The sequence below is a fragment of the Niallia yueguangensis genome (assembly GCF_052663115.1).
In genome coordinates this window covers 133,039-159,042 of the sequence record NZ_JBQTCX010000001.1, presented here as the reverse complement: position 1 = coordinate 159,042, position 26,004 = coordinate 133,039, and the positions used below count along the sequence as shown (strand labels likewise).

Genomic DNA, 26,004 nt, shown 5'->3' with positions numbered 1-26,004 from the left:
TAAAAAGGATTGTGCTTTTTATTTATTTTCAACATTGTACACTAATTCGGATATTATTCATTTAATTAACTATTTTATTATGTTAATGTAGTTTATTTACACAAATATGCTAAAATTTTCGAACTTAGACTCCAGAAAAATAATCTTACTATAATAATTACAGTGAAATTTGACTGTTTTAATCCTTAAAGTTTATTCTTCCGTTAAATGGTAAAGATAACATTAAAAACATTAAATGGAGGATTTTTAGTGATAAACAACAATCATAATAATGGGAAATTGCCACAAGACCCTGAATCCTATTGGACAAAGGATATTCAATTGCCTGATTTTCCGCGTTTGGATGAAGACATACAAGTTGATGTCGTTATTGTAGGAGGGGGCATTACCGGCATTACCTCTGCGTATCTTTTAGTGAATGAAGGCTTTAAGGTTGCCATTTTAGAAGCGGGGAAATTACTGAATGGGACAACAGGTCACACTTCAGCTAAAATCACCGCCCAACATGATGTCATTTACGATGAGCTTATTCGCTATACAGGTAAATCGATGGCAAGTTTGTATTATGAGGCCAATACAGAGGCTTTAATGTTTATTAGAGGATTGGTAGAGAAGCATCAAATTGATTGTGATTTTGTTAACCAAGATGCCTATGTATACACTACAACTGAAAAAAATGCACGTAAACTAGAAAATGAGGCGCATGCTTATAAAGAACTGGGGATAGAAGGCGGACTGGTTGATACCATTCCGTTTAACATCGAAATAAAAAATGCGCTTGTGATGAAAAACCAGGCACAGTTTCATCCGGTTAAATATTTGTTTCACCTCATTCAAACCATTACAGAAAAAGGGGGACAAATATTTGAAAATACTACTGCAGTGAATATTAAAAATGGAAAGCAGCCAGTCGTTCTTACTCGGGGAAGCGCGTCTGCTTTAGGCAACTATATTCTATCCTGTTCTCATTTTCCATTTTATGAAGGAGCAGGTCTTTATTCTACAAGAATGCATGCAGAACGTGCGTATGTTATCGCTGCTAAAGTAAAAAAAGAGTATCCAGGCGGAATGTATATTAGTGCTGATCAGCCAACAAGATCTCTCCGTTCAGTAACAATAAACGGGGAGGAAATGGTACTCATAATTGGGGAAAGTCATAAAACTGGGCAAGGTGAAGATACATTCAATCATTACAAAGCTTTAGAGACGTTTGGCCAAGAAGTTTTCGGACTCGAACATATTCCTTATCGCTGGTCAACCCAAGATTTAACAACACTTGACAAAATCCCATATATCGGAGAAATAACTTCCGGAAAAAAGAATGTATTGATTGCATCTGGATTCAGAAAATGGGGAATGACAAACGGAACGGCGGCAGCACTGTTGTTTAGAGATATGGTAGCGGGGAGAAAGAACAAGTATGAACAATTATTTGCCCCTTCACGCTTCCATATGAACCCAAGTCTGAAAAACTTTTTAGTAGAAAACGCAAACGTTGTCAGTCATTTAATTAAAGGAAAATTGGAAACTCCTTTTAATCGAATCTGTGATTTATCCAATGACGAAGGTGCTGTTATTACGATAGATGGGCACAGAAAAGGTGCTTATAAAGACAAAGAAGGGAAGCTCCATATTGTCGATACAACCTGTACACACATCGGATGCGAAGTCGAATGGAACAGCGGAGAGCGGTCTTGGGATTGTCCGTGCCACGGATCTAGATTTTCGTATACTGGTGAAGTAATGGAAGGTCCAGCTGAAAAACCATTGCAAAAGTACGATTATAAGATGATTGATAACTTGACATCTGAGGATTCTGGGTATTAGATGTAACCAATAAGATACAAACAGCCAAAATAAACCTTGGCTGTTTGTATTTTTTCTAGAGTAGTAAATACGAAAACAAATCAGATGTTTTATTTTTCCAATCCATGTATAATTATAGAAGAAAGTGTTATTCAATTAAAGACCAGAAAAAAAAATTGGAGGTTGCCATTTGTTATTTAGTCCAAAATGGAGTAAAGCAAAAAAGCATTTATCAAATTTTATATGTGAGCCATTGCGTAAGAGAGTGGATTTTCAAGTGATCAATTACCGGAAAGCTCATGATCAATTAGGCAGAGCTGTAATTACTGTTGATAAAGTGGAAGTATTAAGCATGTGTACCATTACAGCGGAAATTGAAGAATATTATAGAGAACGTGAAATACGAGCCAAAACTAATCAATATAACTGTGACTATAATGATGTAACCAAAAATCGTGCTATACAAGATCAGGCTCATAAAATGCTTAAAGCAGAAGGAATTTATGGTCAATACGATTTTTTCTCAGCATTAGAAGAATACTTTAACTCACCAATTGAAGAATTATTAAAGTCTTCAGAAATTCTGATTAAAATTCTTTGTCTATTAGATCGTCGCATCGGTAAAAGAACATTACGCAAGTTTGAAATGGAAGACGAGCATGAACTTGTTCAATATTTTTATAAACTTCGTTGTGAGGTTGAAAAAATAAAAGTAGTTACATTATTTCTTAAAAAATCGGTTGTTAATTTAGGAAAGGAATAGATACAATAACATCGATAGCTAAAAGTTTCCTTAATTGGAAAATTTTTTTATTTGCAGTTAGATTTAAGAAAAAATATTAGGTGTACTGATTAATCAATAATATCCAAAAAATAACTCCTTTCTTAAAAGAGATGTATAATTAGGGAAAACTAAATCGTCTGAAAAACCACTGCAAAACAGCCAAAGTGATGATTGGCTGTTTTTTATTAGTACGTTTTCTGCTAATTGATGGATACTTTTTTTAGAAATTTGTTCAAATAATGAACATTGCTCTTAAACTGTTTACAAACGGAATATACGTTCGTAAAATTAATCATAAGAACATTCATTCTAAGAAAAATAAAAACCAATCAATTGCACGAATTCACAAAATTATTAAGATGGCAGAATATTAATATCAGGGGGAATAGTATGCCGAGAAATCCAGGAATGACAGATGAAGTAATTATTAAAATGTACAAAAGTGGAATGCCCTTTAAAAAGATGGTACCAATTGTAGGCATCTCTGCTCAAGCTATTCGTAATGTGATGTATAAGCATGGTGTGAAAATGAATCGGGAACAATCATCAGGGCAGCCACGTAAGCATAGAGTAAATGAGGATTTTTTTAAAATATGGACACATGAAATGGCATGGGTATTAGGTATTATTTTAACAGATGGAACAATATCTAAACAAACACATACTATTACCATTACACAAAAAAATGAAAGAATTCTTCATTTGATTGCCGATTATTTAGAAGCAAATTGGAACATATCAGCAATATACCCAACAAGAAAAACGCCAACACTTATAATAAATTCTAAAGAAATAAAAATGGATTTAGAGAAGTTTGGTATTATACCAAATAAATCCTTAACAGTTCCATTTCCAAATATACCAGAAAAATTTCTCCCTTCTTTTATTAGAGGTGTAATCGACGGGGATGGGTGGGTTCAAGATAGAGGATATGTAATGAATGTAACGACAGGAAGTATTAAATTTGCTGAAGGATTGCTATCTGTTTTTAAATCATGGAATTTACGGACTGAGATAACTTCTGATAATAGATTCTCAAAAAATACAATATTCCGAGTTTGGGTAAAAGGTAAATACGATCTGCCTAAATTAGCAAAAATAATATATAATACGACTGAGGATAATTATGTATTTTACAAAAGAGAACGAATGGAAAAACATTCTATATAACTGCAGATATAATATATACTACATTCTCACATTTTGGAGGTAATAAATATGTGGAAATTAACAAATGGAAAATTAATTCAAGAAACTGATGTAGCAAGAATCCCGTTTAGAACAAATATTAGTAAAGTATTACTTAAAGAATTAAATGAACTTGCTGAAGAAAATGATACACATATCAATTATTTAATTGAAAATGGCTTACAGTATGTATTGTCTAACAAAAGTATTACTTATAATAAAGATTTAAGACCTAAAGATCGCATTCAATACAAAACAACATATGATAAAGAATTACTTGCTAATCTAAAAGATTTTGCAAAACAACATAATTTATATTTAAATGATGTGATTGAATATAGCTGCCAATTCATTAATATGGACGAAATAAAAAACAGAAGTTACAAACATAGAGTGGAATAGCTATTTTGCTATTTCATAAAACGCCATCACCATAATATATATTATGATCAGCAATTAAATAAAACAAAAATTCCGTCTCATTATTAAGTATACTTTTAATAGTGAGACAGAATAAAAATTTATTAACTTTTTATTTAATATTTTAAACTTTTAAATTTATAAAAATTTGTATTTTGCTGACACTATTTCTTTTAAAACTACTGAGCAACGTTCGTCGATTACTGGGTTCACTTTTTAAACAGAATTACTTTACAATAATGACAAAGTCATGCTGATTCATTCGGATATACGTACTAATTCGTTTCAAGCTATTAGGAACAATCTCCTGAAACCTTTCATATAATCGATTTACTGTATAGGATAGTTCATTATCTTGCTCTAGATCTTTAAAAGAAGCAATCCCATTAAACTTATTATTCCGCTCCTCAATAACCTTATTCGTATCTTCAAGTAGCTGTAGCATGTTTTGGTCCTCAAAATAAAGCAGTCCCTCGGTCACTCCTGGCCAATACCCCGGAGTCTGAAGCAAATAAGCTACCCAAGAATAATACTCGATTGCCGAATTCTTAGCATGATCATAAAATACCCTGAACATACATAATGCCTGCTGACCCTTGTTCAAACTAGTTATAGCCTGCGCCTTAGCAGTAGCATCTTTCCCGCGAATACTTAAAAGCGTTGTCTCCCCCACATGCCCATCCCAGTCTTTCGTCACTTAATGTATCAAAATCTGATTGCTTCATAGTCACTAATGTCATTTATACACCTCTTTTTTTGATTTACACGAATGTCAATATTAAGGGCAAAAAAATTTACTCCGGTATGACGATAGCTAAAGCTGTTTCCGTCACTTGCTCCAGTACAACCATTAATTGATCTTTTATCTCTTGTTCAGAAGTCTCATTCTTGTGAAGTTCCTGTTGCAATTGGCCCAGATAGTTCATACCTTGAGATATGGCTCCCCAGAATTGCATGGCTATGAGGCTCGGGTTCCCTTGACGAATTGTTCCTTGCTTCATGCCCTTTTCAATGGTAGATGTCATAGGCTGAATGAAATCCTTCACCCATTCAAAGGAAGAGAATTGTTCTTCCGTGTACAAAAAATGGATATCTAGACTGATGCGCATATAAAAGCGTGATATCGCTGGTTCTTCCAGAACTTTCCTGCAAACTAACCGTGCATACTCGCTTAGCAATTCCAGTGCAGATCCTTTCTGCTCGAAATGGGAAACAGTCGTCCTTTTGGTCTTGCCCATCATATGTTCATACAACTCACGAAACAAGGCTTGCTTGTTCTCAAAATAATGATACACCAAACCGCGTGCAAGACCGGCCTTTGCAGCAATATCACCAACCTCGGTAGCTGAGTATCCTTTATCCGCATACACAAGTATGGCTGCTTGCAATATTTCCTGTTTTCGCTGTCTTCTAATTTCTTCATTTTGTTCTTTTGTACGTGGTGACACAAGTATCCCTCTTTTCATTGACATTCATGTTAACCAAAATTATACATGTAAGATTGTTACATGTCAATTTATACCAATCTCCTCGAGTACTATCTTTTAGACTTTTTAAACAAACGTATTAGAATCACTCTTTTGATGCATCTCATCCAATCTTTGACTTCACGTATTTTGGCTGCACATACAGGATCATATTGAGCCTACTCAATCCAGTGTGTAGAATAACTTAGCCGTGAATGTTCAATTCCTTTATAATTCATATAGTGCACATTTTACGAATTGTTAAATAATATATACTTATCAAACGTACGTTTGGTATAATAAGCATAAAAATAAAAAAGCATTCCGTATTAAAGAACACTCTTTTGCAAAGTCGGTTAATTTTTATACACTCATATGAGTACGTATAAGAATTAATTTTTCATATTTTTATTTGCTCACTTGAGCACGAATATATTGGTTATACACTTTTTAGACTAATAAAAAAGAAAAAATAGCTCAGCCCTGCCGTGTCGGTAGCGGGGAAAAGCTATTTCCGTGCATGTATTACCAGCTCTACAAAACGGTAGCGGAGAAAGTAATACGATATATTTTATGATGCAATTATAACATCTATACATTGTAAGTCAACCAAAACATTTAGGAAGTGTGGTATGAATTACTTAATATATTTTGACGAATCGAATAAAATTGACCAATTTAACAAAGAGTTCTCTTATTATGGAGCTTATAGTGGCACAGATAATGCGTTGGCCAACCTTGTAAAACAAATTAGAAAAATTTATAAGAAGAGCCAGTCTAACAGAGAACTTCATTTTCGTGAATATACAAAGGATACTCATATAAAAAAATATTTTCAAACATTACATACAGTTATTAATGAGAACATTAGAATTAATATATTAATAGTTAATAATGAAGATGCCTTTTCTGCTGCAGATAAAATTGGATTGTCGGCTACTGAGTTACGAAACCTGTTCTATATTAAAATACCTGAAAGGCTTTTTTATGGATTAACACGTGATTTATCTCACATTGGCAATAATAGTGACTTAGTTAATGTAAAGATAAAAATAGATAGCAACGATGAATATGATAAATTGTTTTTAAATGATAAAATCATTGAACAAATGAATGCTCATTCTGCTTATAGGAATAAAAATTATCGTGTAAATAAGGTAATATCACAGGATTCAGAGAAGTCTATCCCACTACAGATTGTTGATACTTTTATGGGAATAGTAGTCTTTTTGTTAGAACAAGGTTTTTTAGAACAATCTGACCATTCTATAGTGAAGAGTGACTTAATATATCGCTTTTTATCAGTTGAAAATAATATCAATCGTTTCCAAAAACAAATAAGGTTATTCAAATGGACAGGAAATGAGGAATTGACTCAAATAAATATTGCAGAATACCTCTCCCCTTTTATAGTGTATAAAACAAATTATGATATAAATGAAATAACTAAAATTCAAAAGTTATTGTTAGAGTATCCTGAAATTTCTACCAAAGAGTTACGAGTCATGCTGGAATATCCAAATACAAGGTTAAGGCAGCTGCTTGGATATAAAGACCAAATTAATGGGATTGGAAGAAATACATACCTATTAGAAGATATATATAAATAAGAAATCAATAAAATATAACCTCCTTAATTTACCAATAAAATCACTGATTTGATAGCTAATTAAGGAGGTCATTTTTATTTGCCTTCTCTTTTGAAATTTTTATTACAATAAATTACTTGTTCAAATATTAACAGCAAGTTCATGAATAGCACGCTTTACCTGCATCTTATCAAAATGATCTCCAATGAAAACGGCTACTGGTTCTACAGACTGTTGAAGGTTTATTTTTACAAATTCTATTTCCCTATAGGCATATTGAAATAAATATTGCTCATGATCCTCTATGAATTTAATCACCCCTTTTGCTCGATACACTTCAGAAGGTATTTCACTAAACAGTTTCTTAAATTTTTGACGATCGACCGCTCCATCAAATCGATGCGTATAAGTCATGACATGGTTATGCGTATGATGATGAGTATACTCGCTCGCTTTTTCAATAGAAGGATACTGCTGTTCATTTTGACCACGAAGTTCTCCTTCTCTATGGATAGAAGTAAACAGCACGTCCATATCTATGTCACAACGTAATGTTTCTATAATATTAGCATGCGGGTTTAATTGCATAAGCTGGTTTTTGACTTTTTGGTTATGCTCGTCTGTAAGTTGGTCTGTTTTATTAAGGAGAAGTAAATCGGCACAACGAATTTGTTCCTCCATAAGGCGGCGCGTCTTTCTTCTTTCATGCGTAAGCGCAAGAAAATGCGGTGCTGAGACAACTGTTGTTACAAGTTTTAACTCAATATCAACTTTTAAAGAAACATTTGTAATTCCTTCGATGAGCTCCAGTGGATTGGCGATCCCGGTTGACTCAATGATAATAATATCTGGTTGGAATTGGTGGTACATGTTTAAAAGAGTCGCACCCAAATCTTCTCTTATCGTACAGCAAATACACCCGTTTAACATTTCTGTCATCGGCACATCATGATCTACTAAAAGCCCGTCTATATTTACATCTCCTATCTCGTTCATGATAACAGCCGGTCGTTTCCCTTGCTGTTTAAGATAATTTAACATACCGGTTAATAAAGTCGTTTTTCCACTACCCAAAAATCCTGATAGGGCATATACAGGAATTATTTTCAATTCATTTTCCCCCTTATTTGATTTGAATCACTGGTGATGAACCTGTTCGTTAACCCGAAAAAAATGTGTAAATATGCGATTAGCTTTATGTAGAGTGTATACGAATGAAAGATCCTTTCTTCTATCATTAAATTAATGATGTAAAATTCACTTAATACATCTAAAGCAAGAAAGATTGCTCTGTATCCTCTTTATGATCATTCTCTTAGTAATAACGGAAAAATTCGTATGCAACAATTGGAGGATGAATTATTTATTATATCAAATTCTCGTAAAAAAGATGTAAGACTCATAGTAAAGAATGCATATGTAAGAATAGATAACTTTAAAAATAGATTATTAGCTAAAAATATAAGTGGCGCTGGAGATGGAGACAATAACGAAGCTGAATTTTATGTGAGAGTCTACCAAGCGTATACTGATGACTATATACTGCTGAAGGATTTAATTGATAAAACATGAAGGGTGTCGTATTCTGACACCCTTTTAATATGAAATTTTTTTATTTCTTATTTCTCTGATCCAGCAGTGTGTTTATAATCTAACATTCTTATTTCAATATTCCCTTTTTCATTTTTGTTTGGTTCTACTCCAAAAGTGATAGTGTCTCTTCCTAATATTCCTTTTTTCTGTGGTGTAACATTAATTTTTACTACATAGGAATTGGGTAATTCATGCCCTTTCCCACTTTGCACCATTTCAATTACAGGAATATCCTTGCTATCATGACCATATTTAATAAAAATTGAATCAGAATTTGTGGAAATTTGATAAACCCTAATATTACCATCATTTCCTTTAAAATATTCATAACCAGCATTCTTTCTATTGTTATAAAAATTATTCGCTTTTTTGGAATATCCCATTTCTTCATATTTTGATAACCCAAAGTCTGGAGCATGTCTGTATGTATAATCAGCTAACGTTTTAATACTTCTCCAATTATATGGATTTTTAACCCTTGTATTTTACTTGCAGTACTTGTTGTAACATCTTTTCCATCTTTTGCTACAAATGATATAACTTGTTGTTCATATCCATGTGTTTGAGGATTATGAACTGATTTTAGTAGCTTCTTTCCTGGTTTTATGTTCTTAGCGCTAATACTTATTTGTCTAACAAGAACCCAGTTACCCTTTTCATTATATTTATTAACTATAAAATTTCCAGAAAGTGAATCGACAGTATCTACACCAATATTAGAAATATATAAATCCGTATCATCTCCATTAGCTAGTGGTGCAGTACTCTTCTAAAAGCTATTTCGGTGATATGATTCTTGCTGGATTGCCTACTGCTGTATGTTGAGCTGGAACATCCTTCAAAACAAGAGCCAAGGCTCCGATTTTTGCGCCTTCTCCTATTGTGATTGCTCCTAAAACTGCAGCTCCTGCGCCGATAAAGACACGATCTCCTATCTTCGGATGACGTCTTCCTGGCTTATTACTTACGCCTCCAAGTGTGACACCTTGATAAATAATAACATCGTCACCAATCTCAGCTGTTTCTCCGATAATAATCCCTGTTCCATGATCAATCAGTAGTCTTTTCCCAATGGTTGCTGCAGGATGAATTTCTACCCCTGTTAGCACACGAGCAAGCTGCGAAATCAACTGTGCAGCTAAATGATGATTCCTCGTCCACAATAGATGGGATAACCGGTAAAACCAAACTGCATGTAATCCAGAATATGTGAGAATCACCTGAGTGTTCGAGGTAACGGAAGGATCGTAGTCCCGAACCATTCTGACCTCCTCCCAAAAAGATGATTTCCTCTTGAACAGAAATGGTTTGTTGCTCATTTTCAGTAGTTTCATAACGTGTTCTCCACATCCGTAATGGCTTGATCAAGAATGGAAAGTCCTTCATCCAGCTCTTCGTAACTCACAGTGAGCGGTGGCGCTATTCGGAAAACCCCACCCATACCAGGCAAACAGACAATGTTCATATGGAGACCTAACTCAAGGCATCGTGCCGTAATTCGATCACCAATCTCTTCTGAGCGTTCTTTGCTAATCTTATCCTTTACAATCTCGATTCCTTGCAGCAGACCTCGCCCTCTAGCATCGCCGACGACTTCATGTGTTTGCACCATCTTTTTTAGTACTGCAGCTAGATATTCCCCTTTTTCTCGGACCTGTACAAGGAGACTCTCCTGTTCAATTACATTCATGACCGTGCACCCAACAGCTGCTACGAGTGGATCATTGACATGCGAAGTGTAAAATACAAAACCATTATCATGGGCTTTTTGCTCAATTTCTTCTGTTGTCACGAGAGCAGCAAGTGGTAGTCCTGCGCCAAGTGTTTTTGATAATGTCAAAATGTCTGGGGTTACACCGTCGTGCTGGAAACCGTACCAATGCCCTGTTCTACCAAAGCTTGTTTGCGCCTCATCAAAGATTAAGAGCATTCCTCGCTCCTGACATTTTTTCTTAAGTGCAGCTAAATATCCGGGCGGAGGAACAAGGATGCCACCACCAGATACAATTGGTTCTACGATGCACGCTGCCAAGCTACCCACAGATTGGGCATCGACCATTGCAAAACCATAATCTAGCTGTTTCTGCCAATCAAGATTCCCATTTTCATCCACGAAATCTGGCCGATAGTCATAAGGAGTGGGAATGGCCAACTGTCCGGGTGAGCCAGGTAATCCACTTTTTCGAGCAGAAGCATACGTTGCTCCTGCACTGGCTTCTGTTAACCCATGCCATGATCGGTTAAAGGAGACAATCTCGAACTTCCCTGTGACCAACTTTGCCATTCTTAATGCAGCTTCATTCGCTTCCGAACCAGTCGATAGAGGGATGACTTTGGATAGAGGAGCCGTTACTGTCTGGGCAATGTGTGTACATAGGTTAATGCTAGGTCTTGAAAGCATCCCACTGAACAGATGATCGAGTCGACCAGCGGCTTCACGTATAGTTGCCACCACATCAGGATGAGAATGGCCGATTGTCGAGGACATCTGACCCGATGTGAAGTCTAAGATTTTTCTTCCTTCTTCCGTGTATACATAGCTCCCCTCGGCACGGTCGATTATTTCTGGGATGAAGAATGGTGCACCATATCTTCCAACGTGTCGTTCCACGTCCCCCCAAGGATTCGTTCTTTTTTCATATGGATTCATCATTTTTCTTCCTCGCTTTCCTTCATAAATTTGCTCTTAATGTACTTAATGTTTATTATTAATTAATATTAAACACAAAACAATCAAGTTTTCCTTAACAATATGTTTAGTTATGCTGAAAGGAGGAATCAAATGCTCAACACTTGGCGATTACAATTACTTGTACAATTTGAAACATTAGGAACCATGCATCGTGTTGCCGAAGTCATGTATATTAGCACAGCAACTGTATCGCAACAGCTTAACCTTCTGGAGAAAGAAACCAATACAATTTTGTTTGAAAAAGTGGGACGAAGAGTTCAATTAACACATGCGGGGCGCGCTCTGGTGGAACAGGTTAAACCAGTGCTTAATCAGCTTGAATTGATTGAGAACTCTCTAAGTGACACTTCTGACGTCATTCAGGGGACTGTTCGGATTGCCTCCTTCTCAAGTGCTTTGCGTGCAATTGTTATTCCAGCTGTATCGAAATTGTCGAAAAGATTCCCTGAGCTTCAGATTAGGTTATCAGAAATGGAACCGGATGGGAGTCTTCCTGCGCTTGACTCCCATCAATTTGATCTAGCTGTTGTCGCTTATTTTGAAAAGCCTCATTCGCTCAAGCAAAACGATCGACGTCTCATCAAACTTGGAACAGACCGTCTGATGGTTCTAGTCGGTGATGAAAATCCACTGATAGACCACCCTCATGTCAGTATAGATGTGCTTATGGAGGAGAATTGGGTAATAGAGCCTGATGGTACCTACCTTTCAGAATACACAAAGAACCTGTGTCGAACTGCTGGGTTCCAACCAAATGTTATGAATATCTTTCAGAGCTATTCGTCCATACAGACAGTGGTTGCTCATAATCTTGCTATTGGCATTCTACCGAAACTAGCAGTAACAGAGCAGGTAGAAGGTGTTCATCTTCTAAACCTACAACCAGAATTGACACGCCATATTTACCTTGTTGCTCGCAGGTCTCAAACGACACTTCGTTCCATACAGATTGTTACCGAAGCGATCAATGAACAATCGAGACGTGTGTTCACTGATCATTAGTGGTGAATCGATGTGAAAAATAAAAATAGACAACTAACTTTGGTATGTGAAAAAAAACCAAAGTTAGTTGTCTATTTTATTACTAAAACGCTTCACTTATGGTACGGTTCACCGCGCTGTCTGTAACGGCAAGTTATAGGCCCTTGGCGATGTATAGCAGGAGGATATTACTATATCTAGCCGCACCATAAACACCATCCGCCAAATATCGCTGTTATTCCAATATCCCCGCTTCAATCAGCTTCCAGACCCCTTCAAATTCTCTTTTAATATCAATCAGTAACCACTTTTCTGCAAAGGCAGGTGCGGAAAACCAGGAGAATGCCAACAGAAGGGCATGTAAAAGCCCGTTGTCTTCGATTTTACTTGCCGCTTTTAAGCTTCCCACTAAATCTTCAATGTGTCGGGCCCATACAATTGGATTTCCATCAATATAGGTAGTATATAACTTGAACATTTCTGGCTCATGTAAATAAGATTGATATTTGGATTCGCTTAAACTCCATAGCCAGTCATGAACGATTTCCTTTGTAGATGAATAATTTTCAGTTTCAAAAGGAAAAAGTATTGCCAATTCATGATTAAGCCATGAACTTGCAAGAGCGGTCCATAGTTCTTCTTTTCCTGTGAAATACTTATAGATCGCCGCATGAGTCGTTCCTAGTTCATTTGCGACTTTTGAAAGATTAACTTTCTCCATGCCTTGTTCAGCCACCATTCGGTGAGCGGTTTCCAATATTAGTTCTCTGCTTAAACTTTTCATGCATTCATTATACATACAAACACTTCCAGTTACAACTATTGACTTTTGTAACTTAACAGTATATCTTAATATTATTACTTAGTTACAAAAATTAAAATTTGTAACTAGCAAAGGAGAATCTATATGGAGCTTAATAAAAATACAATTATCATCACAGGCGGTACCTCAGGTATTGGTCTTGCCTTTGCCAATGAATTGTTGAAACGTGGCAATAAAGTCATTGTTGTTGGTCGTAATCAAGAAACCATCGATAAAATAACAAAAGATAATAAAGGACTAGTCGGGCTTCAAGGTGACGTTTCAAATGCGGATTCTGTTCGCAAAATGGCAGCATTCATTAATGAAAACTATCCCGAGGCCAATATTTTAATCAACACAGCAGGCATCATGCGTCCATTTCAAATGCTAGATGAAAATATTGATCTAGAGCAGGCAACTTCTGAAGTCGAAACGAATTTAAACGGGACCGTATGGATGACAAAAGCATTGCTTCCCCAATTCTCCAAACAAAGGGAAGCAATAATCGTAACCGTAAGCTCTGGTCTTTCCTATATTACTTCGCCCATTCATCCTGTGTATTCCGCAACAAAGGCAGGCGTGCATATGTTTACCGACGCACTTCGAATACAGCTAAAGAAATCGAATAAAAATATTCACGTAATGGAGCTTGTCCCACCCCTCGTTGCCGAAACCAATCTTCAACCGAACATGCAGAAAGGAGGTCCAAATATGAGTTTGAAGACTCTCGTTAAGCATGGAATCAAAGGTATGGAAAAAAACAAAAAACGTGTAGTACCTGGTTTTTCAAAATTTTTGCGTTTCGCTGGTAAATACTTCCCCGACTTCCTTCCCAATTTGATGGCGAAAGAATGAATGAGCCTTGAGTGCAAATAGATGCTGGAATACAGGATGGCATTGATGAATGATCAGCAAAATCCCAATAAATGTTAGCGGTTCGATACTCTGATTAAGTCTGCAGATACATCAAAGCATTTCGTGATAAGCCATTCAGCTATATATAGAATCCAATTAATTGAACAGACAATATATGTTCCTTTTGAAGCCCAACCTGCACCTGGATTAAAAACCTGTCCAATTTCCTAGACGACAAAAAAGGCAAAACCTGCCCTATTATTAGATTCAGGTTTTGCCTTTTTATTTACTGTTTTTTAAAACTAGCATCCGCATTTCTTCTTTTTTATCCAATAGGTGAAATGTCCATTTCATTAGTGGTGGGACACAAAATAAGATAAATAATAATCGAAATAATTGATAGGTTGTAATGATTGTCAATTCCTCATTCACTGCTTGCCCTAATACTGCCATTTCCGCAATACCACCTGGTGCTAATCCGATAAATGCAGTAATGATGCTAATATTATCATCCAAATTAATTAAGATAATGCTTAGCAATAAGGAAAAAGCAACTAATAGTAGTGATGAAACAATGGCAACAGTCGAAAATACCGCTTTATTTTCAATGGTTCCTAATTTCACTCGTAATCCTAAATCGATACCGATTAAAATTTGCGAAATACTGATGATGCTGACAGGTACTGTTGGCACATGAATACCTCCTAATACAAGTGCAGCTATCACCACCATCGGTCCAATTAAAAACGGGGTTGGAAACTTACATTTTTCTACAACTTTTGCAGCAATAAATGCAAAAAGTAGATAAAGAAGAATCGTCCAATGAAACGGATTTGCTTGCTGAACAATCACACCCCCTGCATGTTCCTTACCATGCAGCAGCGGACTATAAACAAGAAAGGGCACAAGCATAACAACGGAAATAATCCTTGTTACTTGTATAATTGTCACCACTGCAAGATCGACGCCTTTTAATTCTGCACATAATGCTGTCATTTGTGTTAGTCCCCCAGGAATACTTCCTGTAATTGTAGACTTATAATTCGTACGCGTAATTTTTGTTGTGATAAATGCAAGAATAATACTAAAAGCGATCATAGCAACAGTCATTGCTATCATGGATGGTAAGTGGCTGGCCATTTCGTTAAACGTGTCTTTAGTAAAAGTGATTCCAATCGAGTAGCCAATGGAAATTAACCCTATATTTCGAAAAGAAAACGGTAGTTTCGGATATTGTTTTGTTACTTTGCAAAAAATAACCGTCGCAATCATTGGGCCAAGCAGCCAGGTTAACGGTAAATTACAGACATAAAAGATCAATCCGCCTATACAGGCAGAAAAGCTAAGTTTTAATAATGACATCACAATATTCCCTTCTAGCCTAACGTCCATCGAGTACCTCCATTATACTACTAATTAAAAAGGAATAAAGGTATTATCAGCAAAAATAGGCGGTGTCTGAGAAAAACATGATAAAAAAATGCAAAAGAAGATGCCCTATCAAAAACGGCTCTCCTTTTGCACATTCAAACCCCATTATTCTAATGACTTTTTTTGCTTACTTCTGTCACTTTTATTTTTTCTAGCTTCCAATCCTCCTTATTTCTTGTCCAAATCGTTTCCATATAAGCAATGGTATCTGTTTCGTCTATACCGCTTATTACTTGTGTTCCTTTAAATGCTGGTTTTTGATGATAACGTATGGCAAGAAATGAAGAATATGGCTGCACAATTAACTCTGACGGTTCATTTAATTGCCCCTTACGATAAACACCTAATTGATCATAATGGCCTTTTCGCTTAAATAAATTAAAAGAATACGTTTTCATCCCTTCAATCGTTAATTCTGCTTTATAATCTGCTTTAAATTGACTAGTTATGCTTGGCAATTCAGGAATTATTATTTCTGTTAATGCGTTAGATGAGAAAGTATATAAATAAAAATTAGGTTTATTTCCTTTTTTATCTGTAAATATTTTAATAAATATCGCAGGATGTTTCTCTCGATCCATATTCACAATTTGCAGAGATGGATTATATCCTCCCTCTAATTGAACATGCTTCTTCACACCATTCGTATCCTGAACTTCTAATATGACCTCTTTGTATAAATCCTTTTCCTCTTCGATGGAAATACCCATTAAATGAATCGTTTCCTCTTTTCCATCATGAAGAAAATCAACCTTATTTGTTGAAATCGTCGTTGCTGTTTCCTCTTTTTCTAAAGCATATGCACCTGTAATCGCACTTAACGATAAGAAAAAGAAAGCAGTAAAAGCAAATAGCAGTTCTTTTTTCATACCATCCCTCCATCGTTCAACATAAAATTATGTTGTCCATTTATGGAAAAAACATGTAAGACAGGAAAAAGAAAAAATCGACAGGAAATAGCTAACAAGTGAGGGACGTTTAACAACCGATTTTCAAAAGATTGTAACTTGGAATAAAGTTTGATCCAATTAATACTAATAACTTTGATAAACGAACAAGAGAAAGAGCGTGTTTTGAAAAAAGATCGATCAAAACACGCTCTTAATATATTCAATTGAATAAATAACTCGTACTAGCACCGTCCTTTATTGGAAAAGATGGTGCAGTAACCGATCTTTATCAGCAAAAAACTGTTTCATAATCGAATAATGATTTGTGTCTTCCAATGTTGATTCACTCATTCCGTCTTCTGTAAGCTGAATAATTTTAGCATTTGGGTAAGCCATAATAATCGGTGAATGGGTTGAAATGATAAACTGAGACCCTTGATTAACAAGCTCATTGATTCTAGCAAGCATCGACATTTGTCTTAATGGTGACAAGGCTGCTTCTGGCTCATCTAAGATATATAAACCATTACCTTGAAAACGTTCGATAAACGCTGCAAAAAAAGATTCCCCATGAGATTGTTCGTGCAGTGATTTTCCTCCATAGGAATCGATAATCTTACGGCCAAACGATGATTCCTTATCTAAATCCTCTATATTGGTTGCTACATTATAAAAAGTTTCAGCTCTAAAGAAAAAATAATCCTCCGCCCTATTTACTCCCTTTACTAATCGGAAGTATTCGTCTAAATTCGAGTGGGATTCATAACTAGAAAAATTAAAGTTTAACGTGCCTCCTTCTGGATTAAATCCTAAAGCAATAGCAATACCCTCAAGTAAAGTTGATTTTCCCATTCCGTTTTCACCAATTATATAAGTAACACTAGGATGAAATATTAATTCTTGGAAATTCCGAATGACTGGAAGATTAAGCGGAAAATGATCATAAGATGAAATATGATCTCTTTTAAGATAGACAGCCCTAATGTATTGAGAATCTTGATTTAACATGACCAATTAAATAATCACCTCGTTTTGAAGATAATACTAATTAACTATTATTATTTAAAACCATTTTAGGTGAATATTAAGGTTTCTTCTACAATAATCCACCGTACTTCAAATAAGAGCTTAATCAAAAGAAAATATAAAAATTAAAAAGTTAATATATCCAATTTGTCACTCATTATTGATAAGGATAAATATTGGCTTAAACATATGATAATAATTATACTATTTTTGTCATAAAAACTAAACGCAGCTCCGCCCCTTATCCACAAAAAGAGCACTTACTTTTCCGTAAGTACTCTAAGAGTGCAGACAAAGTGATTTTTGCAGACACTGCAGGCTGATCGAAAACGTTTGTCTTTCGAGGCGTGAAGCCTTGGGAGGAGCGGAGTTACCGTGGTTGGGTAATGAGCATCCGAGTAAGGCGAACAACGAAGAAAGCGAGCGTTTGTCGACAGCCTGAGAGCACTTACTTTTCCGTAAGTACTCTTTATTATCTATTCCTGTTTTCTCTCAGACCACATTTCCAATACTTTTCCTGCATCTGTTTCGTCAATGACAAAGGATCCATTGGAGTATCGGTCATTAAAGCGGATTGATTCTACGTCTACTTCTTCAACCATTCCTTTTTCTGTTTCAAATGACACTTTATCCTGTTTCGTAACAATTGCCATGCCTACGACTCTATGAGGATTTGATTTTAACTCTCTTAACATAATAAATCCTCGTTTTGCTCGACCAGATGATTCAAATTCAGAAAGCTTCATTTTTTTGATCGAGCCTCGTTGTGTTAAGATGACAACACTTTCTTCGTTTGGATTCGTTATTAATTTACCAGCAGTAACAAAGTCATCTGCTTTTAAGTTAATGCCTTTTACACCTGCCGCTCTTGCACCAACAATATTGACTTCTTCTTCATGGAAGCGTAAAGAGTAGCCGAAATGAGTGGAAAGCAGCACTTCAAACGTTCCATCCGTTACAAACACATCGACTACCTCATCATCACCTTTTAAATTAATCGCGACCAATGGTTTAGAGTATCTTTGTGCTTTATAGTTAACTAATTCGCTTTTCTTTGCCATACCATTTTTCGTAAAGAAAAGAAGATAATGTGCTGGATTAAATTCTTTTATTGGCATTGCTTGAATAATATATTCGTCACGGTCAATAGGAATAATATTTGAAATATGCTGTCCTAAATCTTTCCAACGAATGTCTGGAAGTAAATGAACTGGACAATATAAGTAGTTTCCTTTGTTTGTAAATAACAACAGAACATCTGTCGTATTTACATCTATTTTCCGTAAAATTCTGTCGCTGTCTTTCATGCCGAAGTCCTGGCCATTACTAGCAGCAAAAGATCGTTGACTCGTCCGTTTTACATACCCTTCTTTCGTAACCGTCACAATGACATCTTCACTTGCAACCAATACTTCAAGATTGATTTTTATTTCTTCAATTTCTGCTTGAATAACCGTTCTTCTTTCTGTTGCAAATCTTTTTTTCACGTCTTTTAATTCTTTTTTTATGACCGATACTAGTTTCTTTTCACTAGCTAAAATAGATGACCATTCTTCAATTTTTTTTGCCAGCTCTTCTGCTTCTGCTTGCAGTGCCGTAATATCCGTATTCGTTAAACGATACAGCTGCAATGATACAATCGCTTCCGCTTGCGGCTCCGTAAATTGAAAAGCCTCCATTAAATTGTTTTTCGCATCTCGTTTATCTTTTGATGCTCGGATCGTTGCGATTACTTCATCTAAAATCGATAAAGCTTTCATTAATCCAGCCACAATATGTTCCCTGTCTTTTGCTTTTTGCAAATCATATTGAGTCCGTCTTGTCACCACTTCTTTTTGGTGTTCAATATAAGCATCTAATAATTCTAAAATACCCATTAATTTCGGTCTTTTATTATGAATGGCTACCATATTAAAACTATACGTAATTTGTAAATCCGTATTTTTATATAAATAATGCAAGATCCCATTAGCATCTGCATCTTTTTTTAATTCCACCACAATACGTAAACCTGTTCGATCCGTTTCATCTCGAACTTCTGCGATGCCTTCTACTTTGCGGTCGAGACGTAGTTCATCAATTTTTTTTACTAAGTTGCTTTTATTTATTTCATACGGTATTTCGGTTAACACGATCTGCTGTTTTCCGCCGCGAATTTCTTCCATCTCTGTTTTCCCGCGGACAATCACTTTTCCTTTACCCGTTTCATAGGCTTTTTTTATTCCATCAATCCCTTGAATAATTCCGCCTGTCGGAAAGTCTGGACCTTTAATATGCTTCATCATATCTTCAACGGTACAGTTTGGATGATCCATTCTTTCGATTACCCCATCAATGACTTCTCCTAAATGATGTGGAGGAATATCCGTTGCATACCCGGCTGAAATACCGGTTGATCCATTTACTAACAGATTCGGAAATTTCGCAGGCAAAACGGTTGGTTCACTGGAGGTATCATCAAAGTTTGGAATAAACTCCACCGTTCTTTTTTCAATATCTTTTAACAGTTCTGCTGAAATGGCAGAAAGTCTAGCTTCCGTATAACGCATTGCAGCAGGCGGGTCCCCGTCAATGCTGCCGTTATTTCCATGCATCTGAATAAGCACATTTCTTACTTTCCATTCTTGACTCATCCGCACCATGGCATCATATACGGAGGAATCTCCATGTGGATGATAGTTGCCAATAACGTTTCCTACTGTTTTTGCAGATTTGCGGAAATTTTTATCATGTGTATTGCCTTCTTCATGCATTGCATAAAGGATGCGGCGCTGTACTGGCTTTAACCCATCTCTAGCATCAGGCAGCGCCCGCTCTTGAATAATATATTTACTATAACGTCCAAAACGGTCGCCGAGAACGTCTTCTAAAGGCAAATCACGAAATTGTTCTGCTGAACTCATGATGAACTTTCCTCCTCTGCCACGACAATATGTTCATTTTCTAAAATATTGCTTTCTTCTTCTAAACCGAAAGCAACATTAGATTCAATCCATTTTCTTCTTGGTTCTACTTTATCGCCCATTAAGGTCGTGATACGGCGTTCTGCTCGGGCAATATCATCGATTTTTACTCTTATCAACGTTCTTGTTTCCGGATTCATCGTCGTTTCCCAAAGCTGGTCTGCATTCATCTCGCCCAAACCTTTATACCTTTGCAAAATATAGCCTTTGCCGACTTTTTTGATGGCATCCTGCAGATCGTCATCACTCCATGAGTATTCAATCACTTCTTTTTTCCCTGAACCTTTGCTTACTTTATATAAAGGCGGCAAGGCAATATACACTTTTCCAGCTTCTAAAAGGGGCTTCATATATCGGTAAAAAAAGGTTAACAAAAGTACTTGTATATGAGCGCCATCAGTATCTGCATCTGTCATAATAATGATTTTATCGTAATTCGAATCACCCACATTAAAATCAGCGCCAACTCCAGCACCTATTGCATGAATGATCGTATTGATTTCCTCATTTTTAAAAATATCAGCTAGTTTTGCTTTTTCGGTATTAATGACTTTCCCGCGAAGAGGCAGCACTGCTTGGAAACGTCTATCTCTTCCTTGTTTGGCTGAACCGCCAGCAGAATCCCCTTCGACTAAATAAAGCTCATTTTTCATTGGATTTCTCGATTGTGCAGGGGTTAACTTTCCGGAAAGAACCGCTTCTGCCCGTTTTCTTTTTTTACCGCTTCTTGCTTCTTCGCGAGCTTTTCTTGCTGCTTCTCTTGCTTGAAAAGCCTTTATCGCTTTTTTAATTAGAAGAGAGCTTGTTTCTGGATTTTCTTCCAAAAAATAAGCAAGATGTTCTGATACAACCGCATCAACAGCAGATCGAGCCTCGCTTGTCCCTAATTTACCTTTTGTTTGGCCTTCAAATTGAAGCAAATCTTCTGGTACACGAACAGAAATAATAGCAGCAAGCCCTTCTCTAATATCCGAACCATCTAGATTTTTATCTTTTTCTTTTAAAAGATTCACTTTTCTCGCGTATTCATTTAACATTCTCGTCATCGCAGTTTTGGAGCCAGCTTCATGTGTCCCACCGTCTTTAGTGCGGACATTGTTGACAAATGATAATACATTTTCGGAATAGCCATCATTAAACTGAAAGGCAAACTCGACTTCAATTCCATTGCTTTCTCCTTCAAAGCTTACTACCGGATGAAGTGTATCCTTTTCTTCGTTTAAATATTCAACAAAAGCTTCAATGCCATTTTCATAATGGAAGACAGCTTGCTGACCGTGTCTTTCATCGACTAATTCTATTTTTAACCCTTTTAATAAAAACGCAGATTCTCTTAAACGTTCACAAAGCGTTTCATAATTATACGTAGTTGTCGAAAAGATCGTTTTATCTGGTTTAAAATGAATCGTTGTTCCAGTTTGGTTTGTCTTGCCTGTTTTCTCTAACGTCATAACAGGTTTTCCACCATCTTCAAAACGTTGTTCGTAAACAAATCCAGCTCGTCTAATCTTGACGATAACCCATTCTGACAATGCATTCACAACGGATGCACCAACACCATGCAAGCCTCCGCTCGTTTTATAACCGCCTTGTCCAAACTTTCCGCCGGCATGAAGCACAGTAAAAATGACTTCTGGTGTTGGCTTTCCAGTTTTATGCATTCCAGTAGGCATTCCCCTGCCTTTATCTTGAACACTTATACTATTATCACGATGAATTTTCACGATGATTGCATCGCCGAAGCCAGCTAATGCTTCATCCACCGCGTTATCAACTATTTCATATACTAAATGATGCAATCCTCTTGAATCCGTACTTCCAATATACATACCAGGGCGTTTTCTTACAGCTTCCAGCCCTTCTAACACTTGTATGGCATCATCATTATAATCAAATGTTTGTTGATTTTTTGCCACAGACATACCCCTTTCACTTTCCAAAACGACATGTTTACTTTTTATATAAAACATGTCGAACAATTGTTTATGTATTCGTCTAATAACTTCATTTTCCTTTTAATTTTCTATATTTTTTCGAAAAGCCATTATTCCAAAGTCAGATAGTTGTCTAGCTCCAGTGTCTAGCCCTTGTGAAAAATAACCATTTTCCTTTAGGGCTGAACAAGACGCTTCCGCTTTTCTTACTAGACGAGAAGAAAAGAAGGTCATGAATAACCTTCTCTTTTACCTTACATACACTTTAAGCTTTCCAAATGGCAACTAACTCATCGTTATTAAGGTCTATATATGATACATTAAGAACAAACGTTCTGCATGTAGTATTATACCACTTTTTTTAGTAAACGACGACATCTTTGACATTTTTCATTCGAATGAAGTAAAAAAATGCATCAAGTAAACTAAATAATATACGAAGAGAATAAAAAGAAAAAGGAATTTTTTTTCACTGTTTTTAAAAAACACCAATATTATGTTAACACAGAATATGTCCAAATAAAAAGGGAGCCCTTTATGACGCTGTTCAAAACGTCCGGAAACCTAAACCTGTGAATCGTCTTCGTGACTTTCGTCCATATTGTAATAAAAATAATCTCCTATGTATTGAAAAACTTAACTACTCACAAAATCAGAAAAAAAGCGGAATATCAGGATGCAAATTCAGTCATCCCATTCCACTTTTTATAAGAAATTTTTAACGCATGAAGGCATGTTCCACTTTAATGCAACGATCCATAATTACCGTGTAGCCTTTATTTTTTAAGGAATGAAAGGTTTCTTCGTGGATGATGCCTAATTGTGCCCAAAATACATCTGCATCGATTTTTTCAAATTCTTCTGCTACTTTTGGAAGATGTTCTGGTCTTCTAAATATATTGACAATATCAACATGTCCTTTTATATCGGATAAACGAGCTACTGCTTTTACTCCAAACACTTCATCAACTGTTGGATTAACAGGAATAATTTCATAGCCAGCATTTTTCATTGCATTTGCTACCATATAAGAAGTTTTCTCTGGATTATTGCTTAATCCAACAACCGCGATTCTTTTTGCTTTTTTTAAGATTTCACCAATTTCTTCTCGACTTGGATTTTCAATCGCCATGATGCATCTCTCCTTTTTTTTTTGAATTTCCTTCACTCAGAATAAAAACCAACAAGAAAGCGGTTTCTATCCTTTGAATAAAAATTCAATTTTTTTGCTCTGTTAAACTTGACTGTTGATTTCCTCTCCAGGCGTTCGCTTTCCGCGGGCGGTCCGGGAGCCTCCTCGGCGCTGTGCGCCTGTGGGGTCTCCCTCTGACTCGCTTTTCCCGCAGGAGTCTCACACCTTCCGCTCCAATCAACAAAGTGTCAATATCAACAATGAGCTTTAGCACAGCTTTTTTTTTAAAGAATACTACGTCATATAATTGAATTTTATCCTATTATCTCCTATTTGTGAAATTTATCCACTTCCTTTTTGAAAACTAAAATTGTGACGAAAATGTGACCATTAACAATTCCCAACATTTTTTATCAAAAAATGATTGAATCTTTTCTACTAATCTTATAGTGTAAATACTGTTATTAACTACACAGCTTATCAAAACGAATCAAGAATCTGAATTTACAGAAGCTGTCGCTATAGATTTATCAAAAAATGCACCATAACTGCTGCAAGAAGGAGTAATGATGTAATGGAAGCTATCAAGAGAGAATCAATAAATCAACATCAACAAAACTCTCTATACAACATTGTATGGAGATGGCATTTTTATGCTGGCATTATTTTTGCCCCATTTCTTATTATTTTATCGATAACTGGTTCTATTTATTTGTTTAAACCACAAATCGAACAAGTCCTTTATAAAGAGTACTATGAAGTGACAGCAAATGGAGAAAAAGTCCCAGCATCCGAACAATTGAATACGGTAAAAAAACAATATCCTGATGCTTTGATTACAAAGTATCATCCAGGAGAAAATAGCACCCGCTCTAGTGAAGTAACGATTTCGATGAACAATGAAACATATACCGTTTTTATGAACCCTTACACCGGGGAATCGATTGGAAAATTAAATAATAAAGACAGAATCATGGACAAAATTGAAGAAATTCACGGCGAACTAATGGCTGGTACAATCGGAGACAGAATCGTCGAATTAGCTGCTTGTTGGGCTGTAGTACTTATTGTTACTGGGCTTTATTTATGGTTTCCTAAAAAAAACTTCAAAATTTCCGGCATTCTTATTCCAAGGCTTCATAAAGGGAAAAAAATTCTAACAAGAGATTTACACGCAGTCCCTGCCTTTTGGTTAACCGCTGGAATGCTTTTTTTAATTATGACAGGTTTGCCTTGGTCAGGTTTCTGGGGAACAAATTTTCAACAAATCGCTACCAATACAGGTAAAGGCTACCCTCCTTCCATTTGGGTAGGCAGTGCTCCAACCTCAAAAATTCAAACAAAGGATATTGCAGAGGTACCATGGGCAGCAGAAACTTTAGGCGTTCCTACTTCAAAAGTACAAGGTTTTGTTCCATTATCAATAGATGATGTTGTGATGATAGCGGACCGTGAAGGAATTCACCCAAGTTATACCGTTTTTATTCCGAGTACAAAAGACGGTGTTTATACGTTGTCCGCATTTCCTCCAAAAGCACAAGATGAAGCAACGATGCATATTGACCAATATTCAGGAGCAGTACTTGCTGATTATCGTTATGAAAACTATGGAGTGATTGGAAAAATCGTTGCACTGGGAATTACATTGCATAAAGGATGGCAATTTGGTCTCCTTAACCAATTGGCAAGTCTGATGATTTGCTTAGGAATTATCTTTGTTGTTTGCAGCGGGTTCTACTTATGGCTAAAACGAAAACCAAATAAAGCCATCGGGGCACCAAAAGCTCCAAGTATGTGGAAACAGAAAAACTTTCTTATTCTGATGGCAGTACTTGCAATCTTGTTCCCGCTTGTCGGTTTATCGCTTTTAGTGGTCGGACTGATGGATTGGCTTATTATTCGACGAATACCGAGAGTGAGGAAGTTGATGAATGAATAAATGGATTTTGTTTATGATCGTTTGTTTAATTAGTATAGTATTAAGTGCTTGCTCACTAAAACAAGATATTGAAAAAAGCTACAAAAAAGAATCACCTCTTGATGCAAACATATTGATCCCAGAATCTTTTGCAGTAAACAAACAAACAACTATTAAAATTATGATTACACAAGCCGGAAAAAAAGTCGAACATGCAGAGTATGTTCAAGTAGAAATATGGAAACAAGACGGATCTTTTCGAAGTAAAAAAGAATCAGTAATGGAAGAAGGTAATGGTCTGTATAGTTTGAAAAAGAAGTTTGATCGTGAAGGACTACACTTTATTAAAGTATCAGCTAGTAACGGCGGTTCGATCATAATGCCTACAAAACAATTTATTGTCGGCAAACTGACGGAAAGTGATAAGAAATTTCTGCAAAAAGATGCTCCAAAACAAAATGAACACGAGCATCATCACCATTAATAGAAAGTTCTAAAGAATAAAGCAGGAAAGTCCGGTTAATAAAAGTAACC

Annotated in this window: 23 protein-coding genes; 10 read left to right on the top strand and 13 right to left on the bottom strand. The window is 36.0% G+C overall.

Going from position 1 to position 26,004, the window contains the following annotated elements; all coding sequences use genetic code 11:
* Positions 1-207 precede the first annotated feature (207 nt).
* The 4 genes from ACTYA4_RS00770 to ACTYA4_RS00755 all read left to right on the top strand — a co-directional run bounded on the left by ACTYA4_RS00770 (position 208) and on the right by ACTYA4_RS00755 (position 4,180).
* Entirely contained in the window at positions 208-1,827 is a 1,620-nt protein-coding gene (locus tag ACTYA4_RS00770; RefSeq protein ID WP_443479630.1) for an FAD-dependent oxidoreductase, read from the top strand.
* A 169-nt stretch (positions 1,828-1,996) separates the two neighbouring features.
* The gene (locus ACTYA4_RS00765; RefSeq protein ID WP_443479629.1) at positions 1,997-2,569 is read left to right on the top strand and encodes an SF0329 family protein; all 573 of its coding nucleotides are present in this window, start codon (positions 1,997-1,999) and stop codon (positions 2,567-2,569) included.
* A gap of 411 nt (positions 2,570-2,980) precedes the next feature.
* Positions 2,981-3,760, top strand: a complete 780-nt coding sequence (locus ACTYA4_RS00760) for an LAGLIDADG family homing endonuclease (protein WP_443479628.1) — start codon at positions 2,981-2,983, stop codon at positions 3,758-3,760.
* Between the two features lie 48 nt (positions 3,761-3,808).
* Positions 3,809-4,180, top strand: a complete 372-nt coding sequence (locus ACTYA4_RS00755) for an rRNA methyltransferase (protein ID WP_443479627.1) — start codon at positions 3,809-3,811, stop codon at positions 4,178-4,180.
* A 244-nt stretch (positions 4,181-4,424) separates the two neighbouring features.
* On the opposite strand, the gene ACTYA4_RS00750 is transcribed toward ACTYA4_RS00755, so the two are convergent.
* Both ACTYA4_RS00750 and ACTYA4_RS00745 read right to left on the bottom strand, forming a co-directional pair.
* Complete coding sequence (locus ACTYA4_RS00750) at positions 4,425-4,871, bottom strand: hypothetical protein (protein ID WP_443479626.1); 447 nt, start codon at positions 4,869-4,871, stop codon at positions 4,425-4,427.
* A 121-nt stretch (positions 4,872-4,992) separates the two neighbouring features.
* Complete coding sequence (locus ACTYA4_RS00745) at positions 4,993-5,646, bottom strand: TetR/AcrR family transcriptional regulator (RefSeq protein ID WP_443479625.1); 654 nt, start codon at positions 5,644-5,646, stop codon at positions 4,993-4,995.
* A gap of 650 nt (positions 5,647-6,296) precedes the next feature.
* Between ACTYA4_RS00745 and ACTYA4_RS00740 the strand changes: the two genes are divergently transcribed.
* A complete protein-coding gene (locus ACTYA4_RS00740) occupies positions 6,297-7,274 on the top strand; it encodes a DUF3800 domain-containing protein (RefSeq protein WP_443479624.1) in 978 nt (325 codons plus the stop codon).
* A gap of 120 nt (positions 7,275-7,394) precedes the next feature.
* Here ACTYA4_RS00740 and ACTYA4_RS00735 read toward each other — a convergent pair whose 3' ends face one another.
* Positions 7,395-8,363, bottom strand: a complete 969-nt coding sequence (locus ACTYA4_RS00735) for a CobW family GTP-binding protein (protein WP_443479623.1) — start codon at positions 8,361-8,363, stop codon at positions 7,395-7,397.
* Positions 8,364-8,591: 228 nt separating this feature from the next.
* On the opposite strand from ACTYA4_RS00735, the gene ACTYA4_RS00730 reads away from it, so the two are divergent.
* On the top strand, positions 8,592-8,825 hold the full coding sequence (locus ACTYA4_RS00730) for a hypothetical protein (RefSeq protein ID WP_443479622.1): 234 nt from the start codon (positions 8,592-8,594) through the stop codon (positions 8,823-8,825).
* A gap of 47 nt (positions 8,826-8,872) precedes the next feature.
* Here ACTYA4_RS00730 and ACTYA4_RS00725 read toward each other — a convergent pair whose 3' ends face one another.
* The 3 genes from ACTYA4_RS00725 to ACTYA4_RS00715 form a co-directional block, all read right to left on the bottom strand.
* Positions 8,873-9,229, bottom strand: coding sequence for a hypothetical protein (locus ACTYA4_RS00725; RefSeq protein ID WP_443479621.1), 357 nt, complete (start codon positions 9,227-9,229; stop codon positions 8,873-8,875).
* A gap of 393 nt (positions 9,230-9,622) precedes the next feature.
* Entirely contained in the window at positions 9,623-10,108 is a 486-nt protein-coding gene (gene cysE, locus ACTYA4_RS00720) for a serine O-acetyltransferase (RefSeq protein ID WP_443479620.1), read from the bottom strand.
* A gap of 68 nt (positions 10,109-10,176) precedes the next feature.
* Positions 10,177-11,499 (bottom strand): aspartate aminotransferase family protein, encoded by a 1,323-nt coding sequence (locus tag ACTYA4_RS00715; RefSeq protein ID WP_443479619.1) that lies wholly within the window; start codon positions 11,497-11,499, stop codon positions 10,177-10,179.
* Between the two features lie 129 nt (positions 11,500-11,628).
* On the opposite strand from ACTYA4_RS00715, the gene ACTYA4_RS00710 reads away from it, so the two are divergent.
* Complete coding sequence (locus ACTYA4_RS00710; RefSeq protein WP_443479618.1) at positions 11,629-12,540, top strand: LysR family transcriptional regulator; 912 nt, start codon at positions 11,629-11,631, stop codon at positions 12,538-12,540.
* A 214-nt stretch (positions 12,541-12,754) separates the two neighbouring features.
* Here ACTYA4_RS00710 and ACTYA4_RS00705 read toward each other — a convergent pair whose 3' ends face one another.
* Positions 12,755-13,318 (bottom strand): TetR/AcrR family transcriptional regulator, encoded by a 564-nt coding sequence (locus tag ACTYA4_RS00705; protein WP_443479617.1) that lies wholly within the window; start codon positions 13,316-13,318, stop codon positions 12,755-12,757.
* A 108-nt stretch (positions 13,319-13,426) separates the two neighbouring features.
* Here ACTYA4_RS00705 and ACTYA4_RS00700 point away from each other — a divergent pair, with 108 nt between their 5' ends.
* Positions 13,427-14,176 (top strand): SDR family oxidoreductase, encoded by a 750-nt coding sequence (locus ACTYA4_RS00700; RefSeq protein ID WP_445505409.1) that lies wholly within the window; start codon positions 13,427-13,429, stop codon positions 14,174-14,176.
* A gap of 282 nt (positions 14,177-14,458) precedes the next feature.
* On the opposite strand, the gene ACTYA4_RS00695 is transcribed toward ACTYA4_RS00700, so the two are convergent.
* The 6 genes from ACTYA4_RS00695 to ACTYA4_RS00670 all read right to left on the bottom strand — a co-directional run bounded on the left by ACTYA4_RS00695 (position 14,459) and on the right by ACTYA4_RS00670 (position 23,552).
* The gene (locus ACTYA4_RS00695; RefSeq protein WP_443479615.1) at positions 14,459-15,568 is read right to left on the bottom strand and encodes an AbrB family protein; all 1,110 of its coding nucleotides are present in this window, start codon (positions 15,566-15,568) and stop codon (positions 14,459-14,461) included.
* Between the two features lie 149 nt (positions 15,569-15,717).
* A complete protein-coding gene (locus ACTYA4_RS00690) occupies positions 15,718-16,476 on the bottom strand; it encodes a YybI family spore inner coat protein (protein ID WP_443479614.1) in 759 nt (252 codons plus the stop codon).
* A 276-nt stretch (positions 16,477-16,752) separates the two neighbouring features.
* On the bottom strand, positions 16,753-17,505 hold the full coding sequence (locus tag ACTYA4_RS00685) for an AAA family ATPase (protein WP_443479799.1): 753 nt from the start codon (positions 17,503-17,505) through the stop codon (positions 16,753-16,755).
* Between the two features lie 494 nt (positions 17,506-17,999).
* The gene (gene parC, locus ACTYA4_RS00680) at positions 18,000-20,426 is read right to left on the bottom strand and encodes a DNA topoisomerase IV subunit A (RefSeq protein ID WP_443479613.1); all 2,427 of its coding nucleotides are present in this window, start codon (positions 20,424-20,426) and stop codon (positions 18,000-18,002) included.
* On the bottom strand, positions 20,423-22,402 hold the full coding sequence (gene parE / locus ACTYA4_RS00675) for a DNA topoisomerase IV subunit B (RefSeq protein WP_443479612.1): 1,980 nt from the start codon (positions 22,400-22,402) through the stop codon (positions 20,423-20,425). Before parE ends, parC begins: the two co-directional genes overlap by 4 nt.
* Positions 22,403-23,138: 736 nt before the next feature.
* Entirely contained in the window at positions 23,139-23,552 is a 414-nt protein-coding gene (locus ACTYA4_RS00670) for a CoA-binding protein (RefSeq protein WP_443479611.1), read from the bottom strand.
* Positions 23,553-24,126: 574 nt separating this feature from the next.
* Between ACTYA4_RS00670 and ACTYA4_RS00665 the strand changes: the two genes are divergently transcribed.
* Together ACTYA4_RS00665 and ACTYA4_RS00660 are read left to right on the top strand one after the other, a co-directional pair.
* Positions 24,127-25,491: a PepSY-associated TM helix domain-containing protein gene (locus ACTYA4_RS00665; RefSeq protein ID WP_443479610.1), complete on the top strand. Its 1,365-nt coding sequence runs from the start codon at positions 24,127-24,129 to the stop codon at positions 25,489-25,491.
* Positions 25,484-25,954, top strand: a complete 471-nt coding sequence (locus ACTYA4_RS00660; RefSeq protein WP_443479609.1) for a FixH family protein — start codon at positions 25,484-25,486, stop codon at positions 25,952-25,954. Before ACTYA4_RS00665 ends, ACTYA4_RS00660 begins: the two co-directional genes overlap by 8 nt.
* The last annotated feature ends 50 nt before the right edge of the window (positions 25,955-26,004 follow it).

What these genes read in the sequence shown, in the direction of transcription:
- ACTYA4_RS00670 (WP_443479611.1), bottom strand. Translation starts at nt 23,552, where the DNA reads ATGGCGATTGAAAATCCAAGTCGAGAAGAAATTGGTGAAATCTTAAAA.
- ACTYA4_RS00770 (WP_443479630.1), top strand. Translation starts at nt 208, where the DNA reads ATGGTAAAGATAACATTAAAAACATTAAATGGAGGATTTTTAGTGATA.
- ACTYA4_RS00700 (WP_445505409.1), top strand. Translation starts at nt 13,427, where the DNA reads ATGGAGCTTAATAAAAATACAATTATCATCACAGGCGGTACCTCAGGT.
- parC (WP_443479613.1), bottom strand. Translation starts at nt 20,426, where the DNA reads ATGAGTTCAGCAGAACAATTTCGTGATTTGCCTTTAGAAGACGTTCTC.
- ACTYA4_RS00660 (WP_443479609.1), top strand. Translation starts at nt 25,484, where the DNA reads ATGAATAAATGGATTTTGTTTATGATCGTTTGTTTAATTAGTATAGTA.
- ACTYA4_RS00705 (WP_443479617.1), bottom strand. Translation starts at nt 13,318, where the DNA reads ATGTATAATGAATGCATGAAAAGTTTAAGCAGAGAACTAATATTGGAA.
- ACTYA4_RS00665 (WP_443479610.1), top strand. Translation starts at nt 24,127, where the DNA reads ATGGAAGCTATCAAGAGAGAATCAATAAATCAACATCAACAAAACTCT.
- ACTYA4_RS00755 (WP_443479627.1), top strand. Translation starts at nt 3,809, where the DNA reads ATGTGGAAATTAACAAATGGAAAATTAATTCAAGAAACTGATGTAGCA.
- ACTYA4_RS00710 (WP_443479618.1), top strand. Translation starts at nt 11,629, where the DNA reads ATGCTCAACACTTGGCGATTACAATTACTTGTACAATTTGAAACATTA.
- ACTYA4_RS00690 (WP_443479614.1), bottom strand. Translation starts at nt 16,476, where the DNA reads ATGAAAAAAGAACTGCTATTTGCTTTTACTGCTTTCTTTTTCTTATCG.
- cysE (WP_443479620.1), bottom strand. Translation starts at nt 10,108, where the DNA reads ATGGTTCGGGACTACGATCCTTCCGTTACCTCGAACACTCAGGTGATT.
- ACTYA4_RS00685 (WP_443479799.1), bottom strand. Translation starts at nt 17,505, where the DNA reads ATGTTAAATCAAGATTCTCAATACATTAGGGCTGTCTATCTTAAAAGA.
- ACTYA4_RS00725 (WP_443479621.1), bottom strand. Translation starts at nt 9,229, where the DNA reads ATGGGATATTCCAAAAAAGCGAATAATTTTTATAACAATAGAAAGAAT.
- ACTYA4_RS00715 (WP_443479619.1), bottom strand. Translation starts at nt 11,499, where the DNA reads ATGATGAATCCATATGAAAAAAGAACGAATCCTTGGGGGGACGTGGAA.
- ACTYA4_RS00760 (WP_443479628.1), top strand. Translation starts at nt 2,981, where the DNA reads ATGCCGAGAAATCCAGGAATGACAGATGAAGTAATTATTAAAATGTAC.
- ACTYA4_RS00695 (WP_443479615.1), bottom strand. Translation starts at nt 15,568, where the DNA reads ATGGACGTTAGGCTAGAAGGGAATATTGTGATGTCATTATTAAAACTT.
- ACTYA4_RS00730 (WP_443479622.1), top strand. Translation starts at nt 8,592, where the DNA reads ATGCAACAATTGGAGGATGAATTATTTATTATATCAAATTCTCGTAAA.
- ACTYA4_RS00740 (WP_443479624.1), top strand. Translation starts at nt 6,297, where the DNA reads ATGAATTACTTAATATATTTTGACGAATCGAATAAAATTGACCAATTT.